Source organism: Corynebacterium sp. NML 150383 (assembly GCF_002285085.1).
In the GTDB taxonomy this organism is placed as follows: domain Bacteria; phylum Actinomycetota; class Actinomycetes; order Mycobacteriales; family Mycobacteriaceae; genus Corynebacterium; species Corynebacterium gottingense.
In genome coordinates this window covers 377695-392248 of the sequence record NZ_NSGK01000001.1, presented here as the reverse complement: position 1 = coordinate 392248, position 14554 = coordinate 377695, and the positions used below count along the sequence as shown (strand labels likewise).

Genomic DNA, 14554 nt, shown 5'->3' with positions numbered 1-14554 from the left:
TCTGCGTTCCGCAACCTTCCCGGTAGCGGATCGTAACCTTCCTGTTATCTACGAGAGGTCACTGTAACGAATTGGTCTCGGCATGGCAAGCTGGATTCTAAAATTTTCTTAATCGTTTTCAGGTTGTTGATTCGTTACATAAATGCGCTCGCACGCGAGCGTGTAGCGCCTCATGCCCGGGCGGGCCCAGGACGTTGCATTTTGTTGGGAGTCGTCCGGGTATTTTACCGCCGCTGCGTGGGTACGCGGGGGAGTGTTGGACATCGGGCAGCGGCAATTCAGTGGCAAAGTTAACGACGATGAGCACCAATTCAAGCCCCCAAACAGGGCCCTCCTCGAGGCCGCAGCGGAGCCGCCCGCGCGTTACCTTGCGTGAACAGCGAGAATACAGTGAAGCAAGTGCGACGAGTGAGCCGAGTGAGCGCAGTGATGCTGGCGGGCGCGGGCAGGCTCGCCGGCCGCGTGGAGGCGTCGAGAAGCGCAAACGGCTGCGACAAGGCAACCGGACTCGTCGCACGCAGCAGCTGCGAGGCCGCACCGACAAGGCGGATGCGGTCCCGCAGACGTGGAGCGAGCGCATCCGCCACTACCTTGGCTTCGTGCTGGTCCCCAACGCGGTACTCGGGCTCGGCGCGATCGCACTGTGCTTCGCGGTGCTGCTGATCGGTGGTTGGCCACTCTCGTACCTCCCGATGGCCATCGGCGAGACGTGGCTGGTCGGCCACGGCGTCCCGTTCGAGTTCGACGGCGTGACCCTCGGTGCGGTCCCGCTGCTGCCTGCGCTCGGCGCGATCGCCATCGTGGCTGCTCGCGTCCGCGCCGCGACCGCCCACCGGGTGAGCATCCTCGACCTGGGGGTGCTGCTCGTACTCACTCTCCTCATCCCGCTCACGCTGTCCGGCATCGCCCTGTTCATGGTGTCGGACGCCTCGGCGGTCTACCCGGTCAGCGCCCCGCCCGCCGCGTTGGCGCTGTTCCTGCCGCCAGCGCTGCACTTCATTGGCTTCTGCTTCGGCCTTCGGACCGTCCTGTGGCGCGCGCTGGCCAAGCGAGGCGGGGTGCCGGAAGTGCTTATCGACGCCGCGCTCACCGCCCTCAACGCCATCCGGAACCTCGCACTCGCCGGCGGCGTCGTTGCCTTGGTCGTGCTGGCGCTGCACTACCAGCGGGTCGGCGACCTGGTCGCCGCCTACCCCAACCTCGGGGCCGCGGGTGGGCTGTGGCTGACGCTGCTGTGCCTGCTCTACCTGCCCAACGCTGCGGTGACGTCGATGGCGGTCCTGCTCGGCGGGTCCTTCGACTACGCCGGGGTGTCCACCTCGCTGTTCGCCTCCGGCAACGTCGCGCTGCCGCCGCTGCCGCTGCTGGCCGCGGTGCCGGAGAGTGTGCCTGCGTGGGCGCCGGTGTGCATGCTGATCCCGGCCGGCGTGATCCTGGCGTCGCTCTGGAAAGTCCGGCCGACGCTGGCACAGGCTGGCGCAACGGGCGTCTGGGGCGGCGTGATCGGTCTGGTCCTCGGCGTGCTCACCTCCGGCGAGGCCGGCGCCTACGGGACCGTCGGCCCCACCGCGTGGAAGCTGGGAGTCCTCCTGCTCGGGTGGCTCGCGGTGCTGAGCCTGCTGGTGTGGGCGGTTGCCGTATTCCGCAGTGCGAAGCAGGATGACTAAGCTATGGCCCGTGAGTAGCCAATCATTGTCCGTTGCTGTGCTGGTTTCCGGCACAGGCAGCCTGCTCAAGGCGATTTTGGACGACATCCAGAGCCCGTACCGCGTCGATCTTGTCGTCGCGGACCAAGTATGTCCCGGCATCGAGCGTGCGAAGAACGCCGGTGTGCGCACCGCGGTCGTGCCAGTCGGCGATGATCGCGCTGCCTGGGATAGAGAGCTCGCGGCGACCGTGGCCAAGGCACAGCCTGACGTGGTCGTTTCCGCGGGCTTTATGCGTATCTTGGGCAGCGCGTTCCTGGATGAGTTTGAAGGGCGCACAATTAACACTCACCCCTCCTTGCTCCCCGCGTTTCCGGGCGCGCACGCCGTCGAGGACGCGCTGGAGTACGGCGTGAAGGTGACCGGCTGCACCGTCCACTACGTGGATGCTGGGATGGATACCGGCGAGATCATCGCTCAGCGCGCGGTGCGCATCCAGGAGGGCGACACGAAGTCCACTCTGCACGAACGAATCAAGCAGGCGGAGCGCGAGCAGATTGTGGGTCTGCTGCGCGGCGCCACCATCTCCGACGGGAAGGTACTGTTCAATGGGAATTCAGATTAAGCGCGCGCTGATCAGCGTGTACGACAAGACTGGCGTGGAGGATCTCGCCCGCGCGCTCGGCGAGGCCGGCGTAGAGATCGTCTCCACCGGCTCGACCGCCAAGCGCATTGCCGACGCCGGCGTGCACGTCACCGAGGTCGCCGAGCTCACCGGGTTCCCCGAGGTGCTCGAGGGGCGCGTCAAGACCCTGCACCCGCGCGTGCACTCCGGCATCCTGGCGGACCTGCGCAAGGACGCCCACGCCGAGCAGCTCAAGGAGCTGGGCATCGAGCCGTTCCAGCTCGTCGTGGTGAACCTGTACCCGTTCGAGGAGACCGTCGCCTCCGGGGCGGATTTCGACGCTTGCGTGGAGCAGATCGACATCGGCGGCCCCTCCATGGTGCGCGCCGCCGCGAAGAACCACCCGTCCGTCGCCGTCGTGACCAACCCGTCCCGCTACGCGGACGTCATTGATGCTGTGAAGGGCGACGGCTTCGAGTTGGAGGACCGCAAGCGCCTCGCGCTCGAGGCGTTCACGCACACGGCGCAGTACGACGCCGCCGTTTCCTCCTGGTTCGCCGAACAGCTCGGCGCCGAGGGGGCTGCCGAGGGCGACGCACTGCGCTACGGCGAGAACCCGCACCAGGCAGCCCGCCTGGTCAACGAGGGCTGGGGCATCGCCAACGCCACCCAGTTCGGTGGTAAGGAGATGAGCTACAACAACTACCAGGACGCCGACGCCGCGTGGCGCGCGGCCTGGGACCACGAGCGCCCCTGCGTGGCCATCATTAAGCACGCAAACCCGTGCGGTGTCGCGGTGTCGGACGATTCTATTGCCGACGCGCACGCGAAGGCCCACGCCTGCGACCCGGTCTCCGCGTACGGCGGCGTCGTCGCCGCGAACCGCGAGGTCACCGTCGAGATGGCGGAGCAGGTCAAGCCGATCTTCACCGAGGTCATCCTGGCTCCGTCCTACGAGGACGGGGCGATCGAGGTGCTTCAGGAGAAGAAGAACCTGCGCATCCTGCAGGTCGAGCCGAAGCAGCCCGGCGAGGAGCGGAAGCAGATCTCCGGCGGCTGGCTGGTGCAGGACCGCGACGCCTACCAGGCTGAGGGGGACGCCGCCTCGAACTGGAAGCTGGTCGCCGGCGAGGCCGCCGACGAGCAGACCCTGACCGACCTGGAGTTTGCCTGGCGCAGTGTGCGTTGCGTGAAGTCCAATGCGATCTTGATTGCGGCCCAGGGGGCGTCGGTAGGCATTGGCATGGGCCAGGTCAACCGCGTCGACTCGGCGAAGCTCGCCGTCGACCGCGCCAACACCCTGGACGAGGGCAAGAACCGCACCAACGGGGCCGTGGCAGCCTCCGACGCGTTCTTCCCCTTCGCCGACGGTTTCCAGCTGCTCGCCGACTCGGGCGTGAAGGCTGTGGTGCAGCCGGGTGGCTCCATCCGCGATGAGGAAGTCATCGCCGCCGCCAAGGAGGCCGGTGTGACGATGTACCTGACGGGGACTCGCCACTTCGCTCACTAATTTGCGGGGCACAGAATGGTATCCTACGTATACTTTTAAGGTCAGCCGTAAATAAACGGCAGTAACGTGACGTAGGGAGCGCAGATTCGTGTCCTCGCAACTTTCTTCGCAGCCGTGGGCGAAGCAAATTACCGCGGCGCTGATGGCCATGGGGATCTCCCTGCCGGTGATGCCGGCGGTGGAGGATCTCCCCGTCATCGGCGATGCGTACGTGCAGGCCTACAACGGCCTGCCCGACAACATCAAGCAACAGGTCCCGCCGCAGCTGCGGCCGAAGCAGCCCGGCCAGGCGGGGCAGCCGTCCCACGCGCCGGGCGCCGCCGCGCAGCCCGCCGTTGACCACCAGGCGGCCCTTGACGGGCTGGTACGCGCGGTGGAGGGGCACCACAACGGCCGCGTCGCCGTCTCGGTCGCGGGCAACGGCGCGCAGATCACCGCCGGAGACAACGCCGCTTACCCGGCGTTTTCCACCATGAAGGTGCCGCTGGCCATCGCCGCCCTGCGCCAGAGCCCGGGCTTTGCCAACGACGCCCGCCTGGCCATCACGGTCTCCGACAACGACGCCGCCTACCGCATGTACAACCAGGTCCCTGGCGCCGAGTCCGTCAAGGTGATCCAGCAGGCGGGTTCCGCCACGACGACCTCCGCGGCGTACGGGATGGATACCCTCTGGAACACCTCCGGCCAGGCGCAGTTTGCCTCCGGGCTGCGCTGCGTCGCGGGCCACGAGCCGGTGCTGGACCTCATGGGGCAGATCACCCCGGACCAGCGCTGGGGCCTTGGCCAGATTGGCGGTGCCCGCTTCAAGGGCGGCTGGAACACGCACGAGGACGGCTACGTGGCCCGGCAGTTCGGCCTGGTCCCGGGCCCGAACGGCGATGTCGCCGTGGCGATCACCGCGTTCAGCCACGGCGGCTACGCGGAGAGCACCCAAATGCTCAGCGAACTCGCACGCGGCCTTGACGGGATGCGCGGGACCCTGCCCACCGCGCGCTGCTAACCTCTTGTGAAACCTGCACACTCTGCAGGCCGAAATAAGAAAGGCGGTAGTGCGTGGTCGACCGACAACGCGAGTACGAGCGTGACCAGGAGGTTGACCCGCCTACCCAGGTCCTTCCCGCGCAGCAGGTCGATGAATATCAGGACGAGACTCAGGACGACGACCGTCGCGGGAGGATCGGTACCTGGCTCGTCGGCGGCTTGGTCGGGGCGGCCGCGCTCATCATGGGGGCGCTCTTTTACACCTCGGTGAGTGGCCTCGCGCAGGGCGCGAAGCAACCTGAGAGCGTCACCAGCACCATGGTCGTGACGTCGACGCAGGTCACGGAGGTGACGACGACGAGGGTGGCGCCGGCTCCCGCGCCGACGAGCACGACGGCGCCGAAGACGTCGAAGACACCGAAAGCCTCAAAGACGTCGAAGAAGTCCTCGGCTGTGGCGTCGTCGAAGGCGAGCATGGGGGCGTCGACAAGCACTGCAACGGCGAGCAAGACGAAGAAGTCACAAGCCTCGAAGACGACCAAGACCAGCCCGACGACGAGCCGGTAGCGCACCCAGCTTGCGGTGAGGGAAATGCGCGGTGAATTTCAACATTTTGGCAGATGTTGATTTATCATTTCCCAGAACCCCCAATTTGCATACATGACCCTCGGCGCGCCCCCGCGCCTCGGGAAAGGCGCGACAATGAGCAGTAAGTACGGCCAAGGCGACGTGAACCTCAGCACGGAGCAGTGGGCCGCCGCGGACACCGAGACGGTACAGTTCTCGGGCCAGTACCCGCAGCAGCCCCAGCAGCAATACGCACCGCAGCAATATCCACCACAGCAATACGGTCCGGCGTACGGCCAGGGGCAGTACCCGTACCACGAGGAGAATCGCCGAAACTGGACCCCGTGGCTCATCGCCATCATTGGGGTCCTGCTCGCCGCGATAGTGGGCGTGCTTGCGTACCTGTTTGGTTCCGGGGCGTTCAGCGGCTCGAGTGAGCCGGTGACCATTACGGATGTGGAGACCCAGACGCTCCAGCAGGAGGCGCCCGCCCAGCAGCAGGCCGAGGAGCCCGCCCCGGCAGCACCGGCGCCCTCGCGTCACACGTACTCGCATTACGCGGCCGATACCGGGGTGACCACCGGGCCGTTTGCCGCGAACGTGTACAGCGAGTTCGTCGACGCGTACAACAGTTCGGGCAGCACGAACGTCACGATCTCTGCGTACAGCCCGCGGACGGGATACACCTACACCATGTCGTGCAGCGGCGGCAGCACCGTGTACTGCTCCGGCGGCAATAACGCCAGGGTCCGGATTTGGTAGCCCCTCTCCGGCTCGGCGTTGCGCTCGCCGCGTCCGCCTGCGTCTTGTCGTCCTGTACCGTGCCGACTGGGCCGCAGCAGGAACCACCGACAGTCGTGGTGAAGTCCACCGAGTTCGTCACGCCTCCGCCCGCGCCCGCACCTGCCCCGTCCACGACTGAGCACAGCGCAGCGACCCCAGACGCGCAGTCGCTTCTCGACGCCACCGTGCAGGCCGCCTCCGCCTGGGGAACCGCCGGCGCCGCCGTCTCCGGGCCGAACGGAGTAGTGGCCTCAGGGGAGCAGGGGGCGACCGCGGCGTGGTCGACGATCAAGGTGCCCATCGCGATCGCCGCGCTCCGCGCCGATCCCGCTGCCTCCGGCGACGTCGCCGCCGCCATCACCGCCTCGGACAACGCCGCTGCGGAACGGCTCTACGCCACCGCAGGTGCCGACGCGGTGGATGCGGTGCTCAGCGAGTCCGGCCTTACCGTGCCCGTAAATACGGCGAAGACTCGCCCGGAGTTCTCCACGTTCGGCCAGACCGCCCTCTCGGTCAGCGATGAAGCGCAGCTCGCCGACTCGCTCGCGTGCATTGCTGGCGCCGGGCAGGTGCTCCAGCTCATGGGGCAGGTCGACCCGGGCCAGTCCTACGGCCTGGGGACGCTTGGGGCCCTGTTCAAGGGCGGGTGGGGCCCGGACACAGCAGGCATGTATCAGGTGCGACAGTTCGGGCTTGTGCCGCGCACGGACGGGAGCTACGCGCCCGTCGCGCTCGCCGCGTTTCCCGCGGACGGCGCGTACGACACAGGGCAGCAGATGCTCAGCGCGATGGCGCAGCGGTTGGGGGAGGGGACCGAGTTGCTGCCGGCGGCGCGCTGCCAGCCGTAAGCCCCGCTGCTACTCCGGGTTTCCCGACACCTTCGCCACCAGCTCCAGGGTGCGCTCGCCGCGGCAGGAGGGGAGCTCGGCGTGGAGCACGTCGAGCACGGCATCGGCGATCATGACTGAGGGGGCGGGTAGGGCATCGTCGACAAGCGGGTAGGGCGCCACACCGGTGTTGTCGCGCATCTCAATCGCGGCGAGCGTCATGTGGAACGGAAGCTCGATGCGGGGGTCGTCATCGCCGACGATCTGCGCGGCAAGGTCGCGGTAGATGCCCTCGAGCTTCGCGCGCGCCTCGTGGTACTCCTCGAACTCCTCCGATTCCAGCGTCGGCAGCTGGTAGAGGCGACCGATGTTCCAATTGGAAGACAGCAGGATGCGCGTCTCGGCGGCGCACAGCGCCCACAGCTTCAGCGCTGGCGACGCGTCCGACTCCGCCAAGTCCGAGGCGAGGTCTAACGCCGGTTGGATCGTGCCCTTGAGCAGGGTGAGGAAGATGTCGTTCTTGGAGGGGAAGTGGTAGTACAGCGACGCCTGGCGGATGCCCACGGCCTCGGCGATCTGGTGCGTAGACGTGGTGGAGAAGCCGCGGCGGGTGAACAGTTCCGAGGATGCGTCGAGGATTTCGTCGCGGGCTGTCTTGCCGCGACGACGGGGGCTGTTCTTGCGGGGGCGACCCACGTTTCCGCTCATCCACTACTCCTCTCAAAACGGCGCCGGTCTGCAGGGAAGGCAGCGACGCGTGTGCGTTCCTAGTCTACTGCACGCCGCGGCCTTTCAATCGTTAGAAAGGTAGCGGCAGCGCATGAAAAAGCCTGCCCCGCACCGGAATCACATCCGGGCGGGGCAGGCTTTGGGTCGAAAACTCTACGCTGTTGACGTCAACCGCTGGTTAGCGGGTGGTGAACGGCAGAAGAGCCATCTCGCGCGCGTTCTTGACGGCGGTAGCAACCTGACGCTGCTGCTGCGGGGTCAAGCCGGTGACGCGGCGGGAACGGATCTTGTGACGGTCAGAGATAAACAGACGCAGGGTCTCAATATCCTTGTAGTCGACCTTCTCAATGCCCTTGGCCTTGAGCGGGTTCTTCTTCGGGCGGCGGGACTGCTCCATGCGCGCCTTGCGTTGGTTATTGCGCTTCATTGGTCAATTCCTCCTTACCACGAAGACTTACGGACGCCAGGCAGCTCACCGCGGTGAGCCATCTCGCGCATACGGACACGGGACACACCGAACTTACGCAGGTAGCCGCGGGGGCGGCCATCGCGAGAGTCGCGGTTGCGCACGCGCGACGGGGAAGCGTCGCGGGGCTGGCGGTTCAGCTCAAACTGCGCGTCCAGGCGGTCCTCGTCCGAGGTCTCCGGGTTGCGGATGATTGCCTTGAGCTCGTTGCGTCGCTCTGCGTAACGAGCAACGATCTCCTTGCGCTTCTCGTTCTTGGCGATCTTCGACTTCTTAGCCATTGATTATCGCTCCTCGCGGAATTCGACGTGCTTGCGCACAACCGGGTCGTACTTCTTCAGCGTGATGCGATCCGGGTTGTTGCGCTTGTTCTTGCGGGTGACGTAGGTAAAACCAGTGCCCGCGGTGCTCTTCAGCTTGATGATCGGGCGAATATCGTTACGTGCCATTAGATCTTCTCACCTCGTGCGCGGATCTTTGCCACGACGGACTCGATGCCGTCACGGTCGATGATCTTCAGACCCTTGGTAGAAACGTTCAGAGTAATGGTACGGCCCTCGGAGGGCAGGTAGAACCGGCGCTTCTGCACGTTGGGGTTCCAACGGCGCGAGTGGCGGCGGTGCGAGTGCGAGACGGTCTTGCCAAACTTTGGCTCGCGTCCCGTGACCTGGCAATGTGCCGACATGGGTTGACTTCTTTCTCTTCTGCCGCCCACGCACTGATCACAAGTGAGGATGACGCCACTGCAAAGCGGAGTGAGGGTCCGCGAGAGCGTCTGGTGCAATCGGTTGACGTAGGCGTATACGTGTACTTCGACAACAGCGAGAGTCAACGATACATGTTTAGCGCCAAATTTCCTAATCTCAGGCGATTTCGCTTCCCGGCCACACAGGGGGCGGAGCCTAGAGCCCTAATGCTTTGGCTAAACGCAAGGCGAGCACCGTTCGGTCGCGTGCTTTGAGTTTTCGGAGTAGAGCGGACACGTGGTTTTTCACGGTGCCTTCAGCCAGGAAAAGCGCACCGGCAATTTCCTGGTTGCTCATTCCACGTGCGACTTTTTCGGCGACGGAGCGTTCTGTGGGGGTTAGGATTGCCAGCTGCGGGTTTCCCGCTGCGTAGCGGGCGATCCGCGGGTCGAGAACGAGTCCACCTTGGGCGGTCGCGACGATAGCGTTTGCCAATTCTTCCGGGGAAACGTCTTTCAGGATGTATCCGGAGGCGCCGGCGTCGAGCAAGCTCTTGACCAGGTTTGCGTCATCAAACGTGGTGAGCACGAGGGTAGGGACGTGTGGGTTGCAGGCGCGAACGACCTCGAGCCCGTCGGTGCCCGGCATTGCAGCATCGGTGACCACCACGTCGACGTTATAGCGGCGGGCAAGGTTGAGCGCTTCTGCTCCGTCGGTAGTTGTTGCGGCGACTTCGACCCGGTCGTTGGTGTCCAAGATGAGCCTGAGGCCGCGCAGGAGCATCTCGTGGTCGTCGATAAGCAGCGCGCGTGTGGTCATGACTTCTCCTTCAGGTGCAATTCGATGCGGAACCCGCGGTCAATGCCGCCGTGGGCGAGCGTAGTGATCTCACCCCCGAGGCCTGCGGCGCGTTCGCGAAGAGACGTGATGCCGAACGCCTCCGGCCCGGCCATGCCGGTCCCGTTGTCAACCACGGCAAGTGAGCCATGATCAAGCAGGATCTGTGCTTTCGTTGCGTGCGAATGCCGCAACACATTTGTCAATGCTTCCTGGCAAAAATGCAGCATGAGCATACGCTCCTCGGTGGAGTGCTTTGCGCCCGTTGTGTGCGGGGCGTGGGTGAATTGCACCTCCAGCGAAGTTGAGGCGAATGACTCCGCTAAATGGGAAAGTGCGGACTCGATGTCTTCGTCCGGATGTGCGGCAGGCTTCATCGCCCGCACAGTTGCCCGCATCTCGTGCAAAGCTTCCGAGACACTAGCGCGTGCCCTCGCGATCTCACTATCGCGCTTTTCCGCGTCGGGGATGCGGAGTGCGTAGTCGAGGCTAAGCCCGATAGTGGTGAGGCGGTGCCCGAGGGCGTCGTGAAGCGTTGCGGCGATTCTCTCGCGCTCTTTCGCCATCGCCATGTCCTGCTGGCGCGCCTCGTGCCAGCGCTGCCGAGCGACCGTCGAAGCCAGGTTGAGTCCCGCTGCGGCTGCGGCAGCGCCGGAGAGTGTCTCGATCGCGACCTTGCTCACCGGGGCCTGGACCTTCAGCTGTGCGAGAAAAGAAGCCACGACGATCGCACCAGCGTAGAGGTACGCTGCACGTTTGCCCAGGCTCATATGTAACGCAACGACGGCGCACCACAGGACGAGGATGCTGATCGGGTTATTCGCCGTAGCGAAGACAGCGAACGCGCACAGGGAGAAGACCACTGCGGCAGCCTTATGCTCCGTCTTGCGCCACGCCACCCACGCCGCGACGGTGAGCAGGGCGACCGCAAAAAGTACTTCCTCTCGCGCGAGCGCGGCTGACGCGAAGTTGAGGTACAGCATGGTGGCGAACACCAGAATGCTGTCCAAAAGGTGGAGGTGGACACGGTTCATGGTGTCCAAACGTACCGGCTGACACCCATGACTCGGGTCATGGATTTTGGTGACCGCATCCACTATTTAAGCCAGTGTGTGCTCAATAAAGTCGTGCACCATGAACCCAAGAATTCCTGTTAACGCACTCGGTCTCGTGCTCCGCGCCATCATTGCTACGGGTGTGCTCATGGGCGCAAACTTCGCTCGGGTCCCGCTCGTCCCATACGTAGATGAAACGCTCCTGTTCTGCCTTACACCCGTCCTGGTGGTCGCGTTCGTCGTTGTGTGGGCGCGCTTCGTTGAGCGCTCCAGCATCAACTGGCGCGGGGCCTGGGGCCTTGTCGGCGGCACGCTCGTGGTGTCCGTGCCGATGCTCGTGGGGTGGGCGGTGCTCGCGGCGATCCTCGGGCCCGGGCCGGCGGTGCCAGAGGCAGTCGACGCTGGCGACTATCCGCTGGGCGCAGTATTGGCGTGGATCCTGGTGCGCGCATACCTGCTGCAAGGGATCCCCGAAGAGCTGCTTTACCGCGGCTGGCTGTTCGATCTCACGCGGCACCGAGAAACTCTCACCATCGTGTGGACAACGGCCGCCTTCACGTTGATTCACCTGACTTCTGCCGGTGGGCAACAAAGTGCGCTGGACCACCTCGTCTACCTGGTGATGCCCTTCGGGATGTCCATTTTGGGTGCGGCGCTGGTCTACCGCTTTGGTAGCTTCTGGTGGGCCGCAGGCTCGCACGGCGGCATGCACCTCATGCTTGCGGTATTGAGCTTGGCTTATCCGGTTGAGCTGGGCAACGTTGCATGGCTCGTGCTCGGCCTGGCGCAAGCGTTGGCTGGGGCGCTGGTGCTGTGGCGTCGAAAAGCAAACATGCGCGATTAGGGAAATGCACCCTGAAGCAGTATAATTCTGCAGGTTGTTCAGCAATCGCTGTGCACTTGACCATTTTCGCACCCAACTCAGGCACGATCCTCGCGGAGGAGACGACCTGAAGTTCAATCCTGAGGGAGACGAAGTATATGAAGAAGGATATTCACCCGGATTACCACCCGGTGATTTTCCAGGACGCGAACACGGGCCACAAGTTCCTGACTCGCTCCACCAAGACCTCCGACCGTACCGATCAGTGGGAGGACGGCAACGAGTACCCGCTCATCGTTGTCGACGTGACCGCTGAGTCCCACCCGTTCTGGACCGGCGCACAGCGCCTCATGGACACCGCTGGCCGCGTTGAGAAGTTCAACCAGCGCTTCGGTGGCATGGCTCGCCGTAAGAAGAAGTCCGCTAACTAGGCGTAAAGGAGGAATTGAGAAATGGCTACCCCGAAGTTTAAGAAGTCCCGCGCAAACACCCGCATGCGTCGCTCGCAGTGGAAGGCTGACAACGCCGCACTGCAGACCGTCAAGATCGACGGCCAGGAAGTTCGCATTCCGCGTCGCCTGGTCAAGGCCGCGCAGGCTGGCCTGATTGACGTGGAGCAGTTCTAAACGCAGCTCCACCGGAAGCCGGTTCCCTGACCTGGGGAATCGGCTTTTTTGCGGTCTTATGCACCAAAAATCATCGAGTAAGCCATAATAGAAACATGAAAATTCTTGTGGCCGATGATGAGCAGGCCGTGCGTGAATCCTTACGGCGCTCTCTTCGCTTCAACGGGTACGAGGTGTGCCTGGCGGAAGATGGCGAAGAGGCGCTGGATCTGATCCGCGCGGAAGAGCCGGACCTGACCATCCTTGACGTGATGATGCCTAAGCTTGACGGGCTTGGCGTGTGCCGTACGCTGCGTTCGTCCGGCTACGATCGGCCCGTGCTGATGCTTACGGCGCGTGACGGCGTGTCTGACAGGGTGGCGGGGCTGGATGCCGGTGCCGACGACTACCTTCCCAAGCCGTTCGCGCTCGAAGAGCTCCTTGCCCGCGTTCGCTCCCTGCTGCGCCGTGCCCGCGCGGATTCCATCGAGGGCGGCGACCACGAGTCCTCCGCGCTGAAGTTCGAGGACCTCACGCTCAACCCGGAGACCCGAGACGTCACGCGCGGCTCCCGTACCATCTCGCTGACGCGCACCGAGTTCGCGCTGCTGCACCTGCTGATGCAGAACCCGCGTCGCGTGCTCACCCGCCAGACCATCCTGGAAGAGGTGTGGGGCTACGACTTCCCAACCTCCGGCAACGCGCTCGAGGTGTACATCGGCTACCTCCGGCGCAAGACGGAGGCTGCGGGCGAGCCGCGCCTGATCCACACCGTCCGAGGCGTTGGTTACGTGCTGCGGGAGACTGCACCGTGATCCTTCGGCAATCAGCCGAGACTTACCAGCGCGATAAGGACGCGTGGATCGACGAGCAGGGGGGCGCGGAGGCGTCAGGTTTCCGCGGCTCTCGGTTCCTTGGGCTCGGACTTTCTCTGCGCCAGCAGCTCGTGGTGCTGACTGGCGTGATGGTCGCCTTCACCATCTTGGTCACCGCCCTGGTCAGCTTCTGGGCTGCCGCCACGACGATCACGAATTCAATGGATAGCGACCTCCGGGTGAAGGCGGATGCGCTGATGGACGAGGTGGAAAGGCATCCCGTCGATGAGCTTGAGGGGAAGATAGCGGCGTTTAAGTACTTCAACCCGCAGATCCACGCAGCGGTGTCGCCGCCGCAGTCCAATCGCTATTACGGCGATGCGATCGCGATCGGTGGGGCGTTCCACAGGGAAGCGGACGGCGAAGAAATCTCGGTCCGTACTGCGGGCGGGGAGCGCATCCTGGTCCTCCGCAAGGACGACGGCTCTGCGGTGGCGCTCGCCCAGCAGGTGGATCCCTCGCGCCGGCTGCAGGGCAGCTCCGGTGCGGCGCTGCTGGTCATCCTGTGCCTCGGCATTGCGATGGCATGGGCCGTCGCGTCCGTTGTCGCCGCGACCGGTTTGTATCCACTGCGCAGGCTGCAAAAAGCGGTGGACGAGGTGACCCGCACCGAGGAGCTCAAGCCGCTCCCGGTTGAGGGCGACGACGAGCTCGCGAACATCAGCCGCTCGTTCAACCGGATGATCCAGACGCTCCAGGACTCGCGTACCCGACAGACGCAGCTCGTCGCAGACGCGGGCCATGAGCTGAAGACGCCGCTGACGTCCATGCGCACCAACATTGAGCTGTTCATGATGATGTACAAGTCCGGCCACCAGGACATGATCTCGCCCGAGGAGCGCGAGAACCTGGAGCGGGACGTGCTGGCGCAGATGGAGGAGATGTCCACGCTGATTGGAGACCTCGTCGACCTTGCGCGCGAGGACTCTCCCAACACGGAGTTTACTGAGCTCCGTCTCGACATGATCCTGGAGGAGGCGCTGGACCGCGTGCGTCGCCGCCGCCCGGACGTCACGTTCCAGTTCCACGCCGACCCGTGGGTCATCATGGGCGACCACTTCGCCATGGGGCGCGCGCCGATTAACCTGATCGACAACGCCGCCAAGTGGTCCCCGGACGGCGGCACCGTCCGCATCTCGCTCAAGGCGGCCACGACGAAGGCGGTGCTGATTGTCGACGATTCCGGCCCCGGCATTGCGCCGAAGGAGCGCGCCCGCGTCTTCGAACGGTTCTACCGCGCCCCGGAGTCGCGCGCGATGCCGGGCTCGGGCCTGGGGCTGGCGATTGTGAAACAGGTACTCGACCGCCACGACGCCCAGATCTTCGTCGAGGAATCCGACGACGGGGGCACCCGCATGCGTGTTGTGTTCCCGGGGTGGCGCCCGCCCGCGGAGGACTAGCAAGCGCGTGTGCGCACGGTCGCGTTGCCCCGCTTGGTGGGAGGGATCTCACCGGGCGGGGTTTCGTCGATAAGCGGCATTGCACCAGTGCACAGCGCACAGGGAACGTTCAGATAACTTTAGGTGGAGTCTGTTCAGG

19 protein-coding genes are annotated in these 14554 nt (G+C 64.8%); 12 read left to right on the top strand and 7 right to left on the bottom strand.

Going from position 1 to position 14554, the window contains the following annotated elements; translation table 11 throughout:
• Nucleotides 1–368 precede the first annotated feature (368 nt).
• From CKJ85_RS01880 to CKJ85_RS01850, 7 genes are all read left to right on the top strand, one after another.
• The gene (locus tag CKJ85_RS01880) at nt 369–1667 is read left to right on the top strand and encodes a DUF6350 family protein (protein ID WP_143340123.1); all 1299 of its coding nucleotides are present in this window, start codon (nt 369–371) and stop codon (nt 1665–1667) included.
• Complete coding sequence (purN, locus tag CKJ85_RS01875) at nt 1660–2271, top strand: phosphoribosylglycinamide formyltransferase (protein WP_095535756.1); 612 nt, start codon at nt 1660–1662, stop codon at nt 2269–2271. The genes CKJ85_RS01880 and purN overlap by 8 nt, the downstream gene beginning before the upstream one ends.
• Entirely contained in the window at nt 2255–3781 is a 1527-nt protein-coding gene (gene purH / locus CKJ85_RS01870; RefSeq protein WP_095545988.1) for a bifunctional phosphoribosylaminoimidazolecarboxamide formyltransferase/IMP cyclohydrolase, read from the top strand. The genes purN and purH overlap by 17 nt, the downstream gene beginning before the upstream one ends.
• An 88-nt stretch (nt 3782–3869) precedes the next feature.
• A complete protein-coding gene (locus tag CKJ85_RS01865) occupies nt 3870–4781 on the top strand; it encodes a hypothetical protein (RefSeq protein ID WP_095545987.1) in 912 nt (303 codons plus the stop codon).
• A gap of 53 nt (nt 4782–4834) precedes the next feature.
• Nucleotides 4835–5329 carry a hypothetical protein gene (locus CKJ85_RS11740; protein WP_143340122.1) on the top strand — a complete coding sequence of 165 codons (495 nt, stop codon included), beginning with the start codon at nt 4835–4837 and terminating at the stop codon, nt 5327–5329.
• Nucleotides 5330–5464: 135 nt separating this feature from the next.
• Nucleotides 5465–6091 (top strand): hypothetical protein, encoded by a 627-nt coding sequence (locus CKJ85_RS01855; RefSeq protein WP_095553235.1) that lies wholly within the window; start codon nt 5465–5467, stop codon nt 6089–6091.
• The gene (locus CKJ85_RS01850; RefSeq protein ID WP_233126907.1) at nt 6085–6960 is read left to right on the top strand and encodes a hypothetical protein; all 876 of its coding nucleotides are present in this window, start codon (nt 6085–6087) and stop codon (nt 6958–6960) included. Before CKJ85_RS01855 ends, CKJ85_RS01850 begins: the two co-directional genes overlap by 7 nt.
• 9 nt (nt 6961–6969) lie before the next feature.
• Here the strand turns inward: CKJ85_RS01850 and CKJ85_RS01845 are convergent, their stop codons facing one another.
• From CKJ85_RS01845 to CKJ85_RS01815, 7 genes are all read right to left on the bottom strand, one after another.
• Nucleotides 6970–7647 (bottom strand): TetR/AcrR family transcriptional regulator, encoded by a 678-nt coding sequence (locus CKJ85_RS01845; protein WP_095277054.1) that lies wholly within the window; start codon nt 7645–7647, stop codon nt 6970–6972.
• Nucleotides 7648–7846: 199 nt separating this feature from the next.
• On the bottom strand, nt 7847–8095 hold the full coding sequence (rpsR, locus tag CKJ85_RS01840) for a 30S ribosomal protein S18 (protein WP_095277051.1): 249 nt from the start codon (nt 8093–8095) through the stop codon (nt 7847–7849).
• A 14-nt stretch (nt 8096–8109) separates the two neighbouring features.
• Nucleotides 8110–8415 (bottom strand): 30S ribosomal protein S14, encoded by a 306-nt coding sequence (gene rpsN / locus CKJ85_RS01835; RefSeq protein WP_095277048.1) that lies wholly within the window; start codon nt 8413–8415, stop codon nt 8110–8112.
• Nucleotides 8416–8418: 3 nt separating this feature from the next.
• Nucleotides 8419–8583, bottom strand: a complete 165-nt coding sequence (rpmG, locus tag CKJ85_RS01830; protein ID WP_006841072.1) for a 50S ribosomal protein L33 — start codon at nt 8581–8583, stop codon at nt 8419–8421.
• The gene (gene rpmB, locus CKJ85_RS01825; RefSeq protein ID WP_095277046.1) at nt 8583–8819 is read right to left on the bottom strand and encodes a 50S ribosomal protein L28; all 237 of its coding nucleotides are present in this window, start codon (nt 8817–8819) and stop codon (nt 8583–8585) included. The genes rpmG and rpmB overlap by 1 nt, the downstream gene beginning before the upstream one ends.
• Before the next feature lie 217 nt (nt 8820–9036).
• Nucleotides 9037–9639: a response regulator transcription factor gene (locus CKJ85_RS01820; protein ID WP_095545984.1), complete on the bottom strand. Its 603-nt coding sequence runs from the start codon at nt 9637–9639 to the stop codon at nt 9037–9039.
• Nucleotides 9636–10754, bottom strand: coding sequence for a sensor histidine kinase (locus CKJ85_RS01815; protein WP_095545983.1), 1119 nt, complete (start codon nt 10752–10754; stop codon nt 9636–9638). Before CKJ85_RS01815 ends, CKJ85_RS01820 begins: the two co-directional genes overlap by 4 nt.
• A 37-nt stretch (nt 10755–10791) precedes the next feature.
• Here CKJ85_RS01815 and CKJ85_RS01810 point away from each other — a divergent pair, with 37 nt between their 5' ends.
• The 5 genes from CKJ85_RS01810 (at nt 10792) to CKJ85_RS01790 (ending at nt 14415) form a co-directional block, all read left to right on the top strand.
• A complete protein-coding gene (locus CKJ85_RS01810) occupies nt 10792–11556 on the top strand; it encodes a CPBP family intramembrane glutamic endopeptidase (protein ID WP_095535749.1) in 765 nt (254 codons plus the stop codon).
• Nucleotides 11557–11693: 137 nt separating this feature from the next.
• Nucleotides 11694–11966 (top strand): type B 50S ribosomal protein L31, encoded by a 273-nt coding sequence (locus tag CKJ85_RS01805; protein WP_095277043.1) that lies wholly within the window; start codon nt 11694–11696, stop codon nt 11964–11966.
• A gap of 21 nt (nt 11967–11987) precedes the next feature.
• Entirely contained in the window at nt 11988–12161 is a 174-nt protein-coding gene (rpmF, locus tag CKJ85_RS01800) for a 50S ribosomal protein L32 (RefSeq protein ID WP_095277040.1), read from the top strand.
• A 95-nt stretch (nt 12162–12256) separates the two neighbouring features.
• The gene (locus CKJ85_RS01795; protein WP_095535748.1) at nt 12257–12955 is read left to right on the top strand and encodes a response regulator transcription factor; all 699 of its coding nucleotides are present in this window, start codon (nt 12257–12259) and stop codon (nt 12953–12955) included.
• Nucleotides 12952–14415, top strand: a complete 1464-nt coding sequence (locus CKJ85_RS01790) for a cell wall metabolism sensor histidine kinase WalK (protein WP_233125473.1) — start codon at nt 12952–12954, stop codon at nt 14413–14415. Before CKJ85_RS01795 ends, CKJ85_RS01790 begins: the two co-directional genes overlap by 4 nt.
• Nucleotides 14416–14554: the final 139 nt, after the last annotated feature.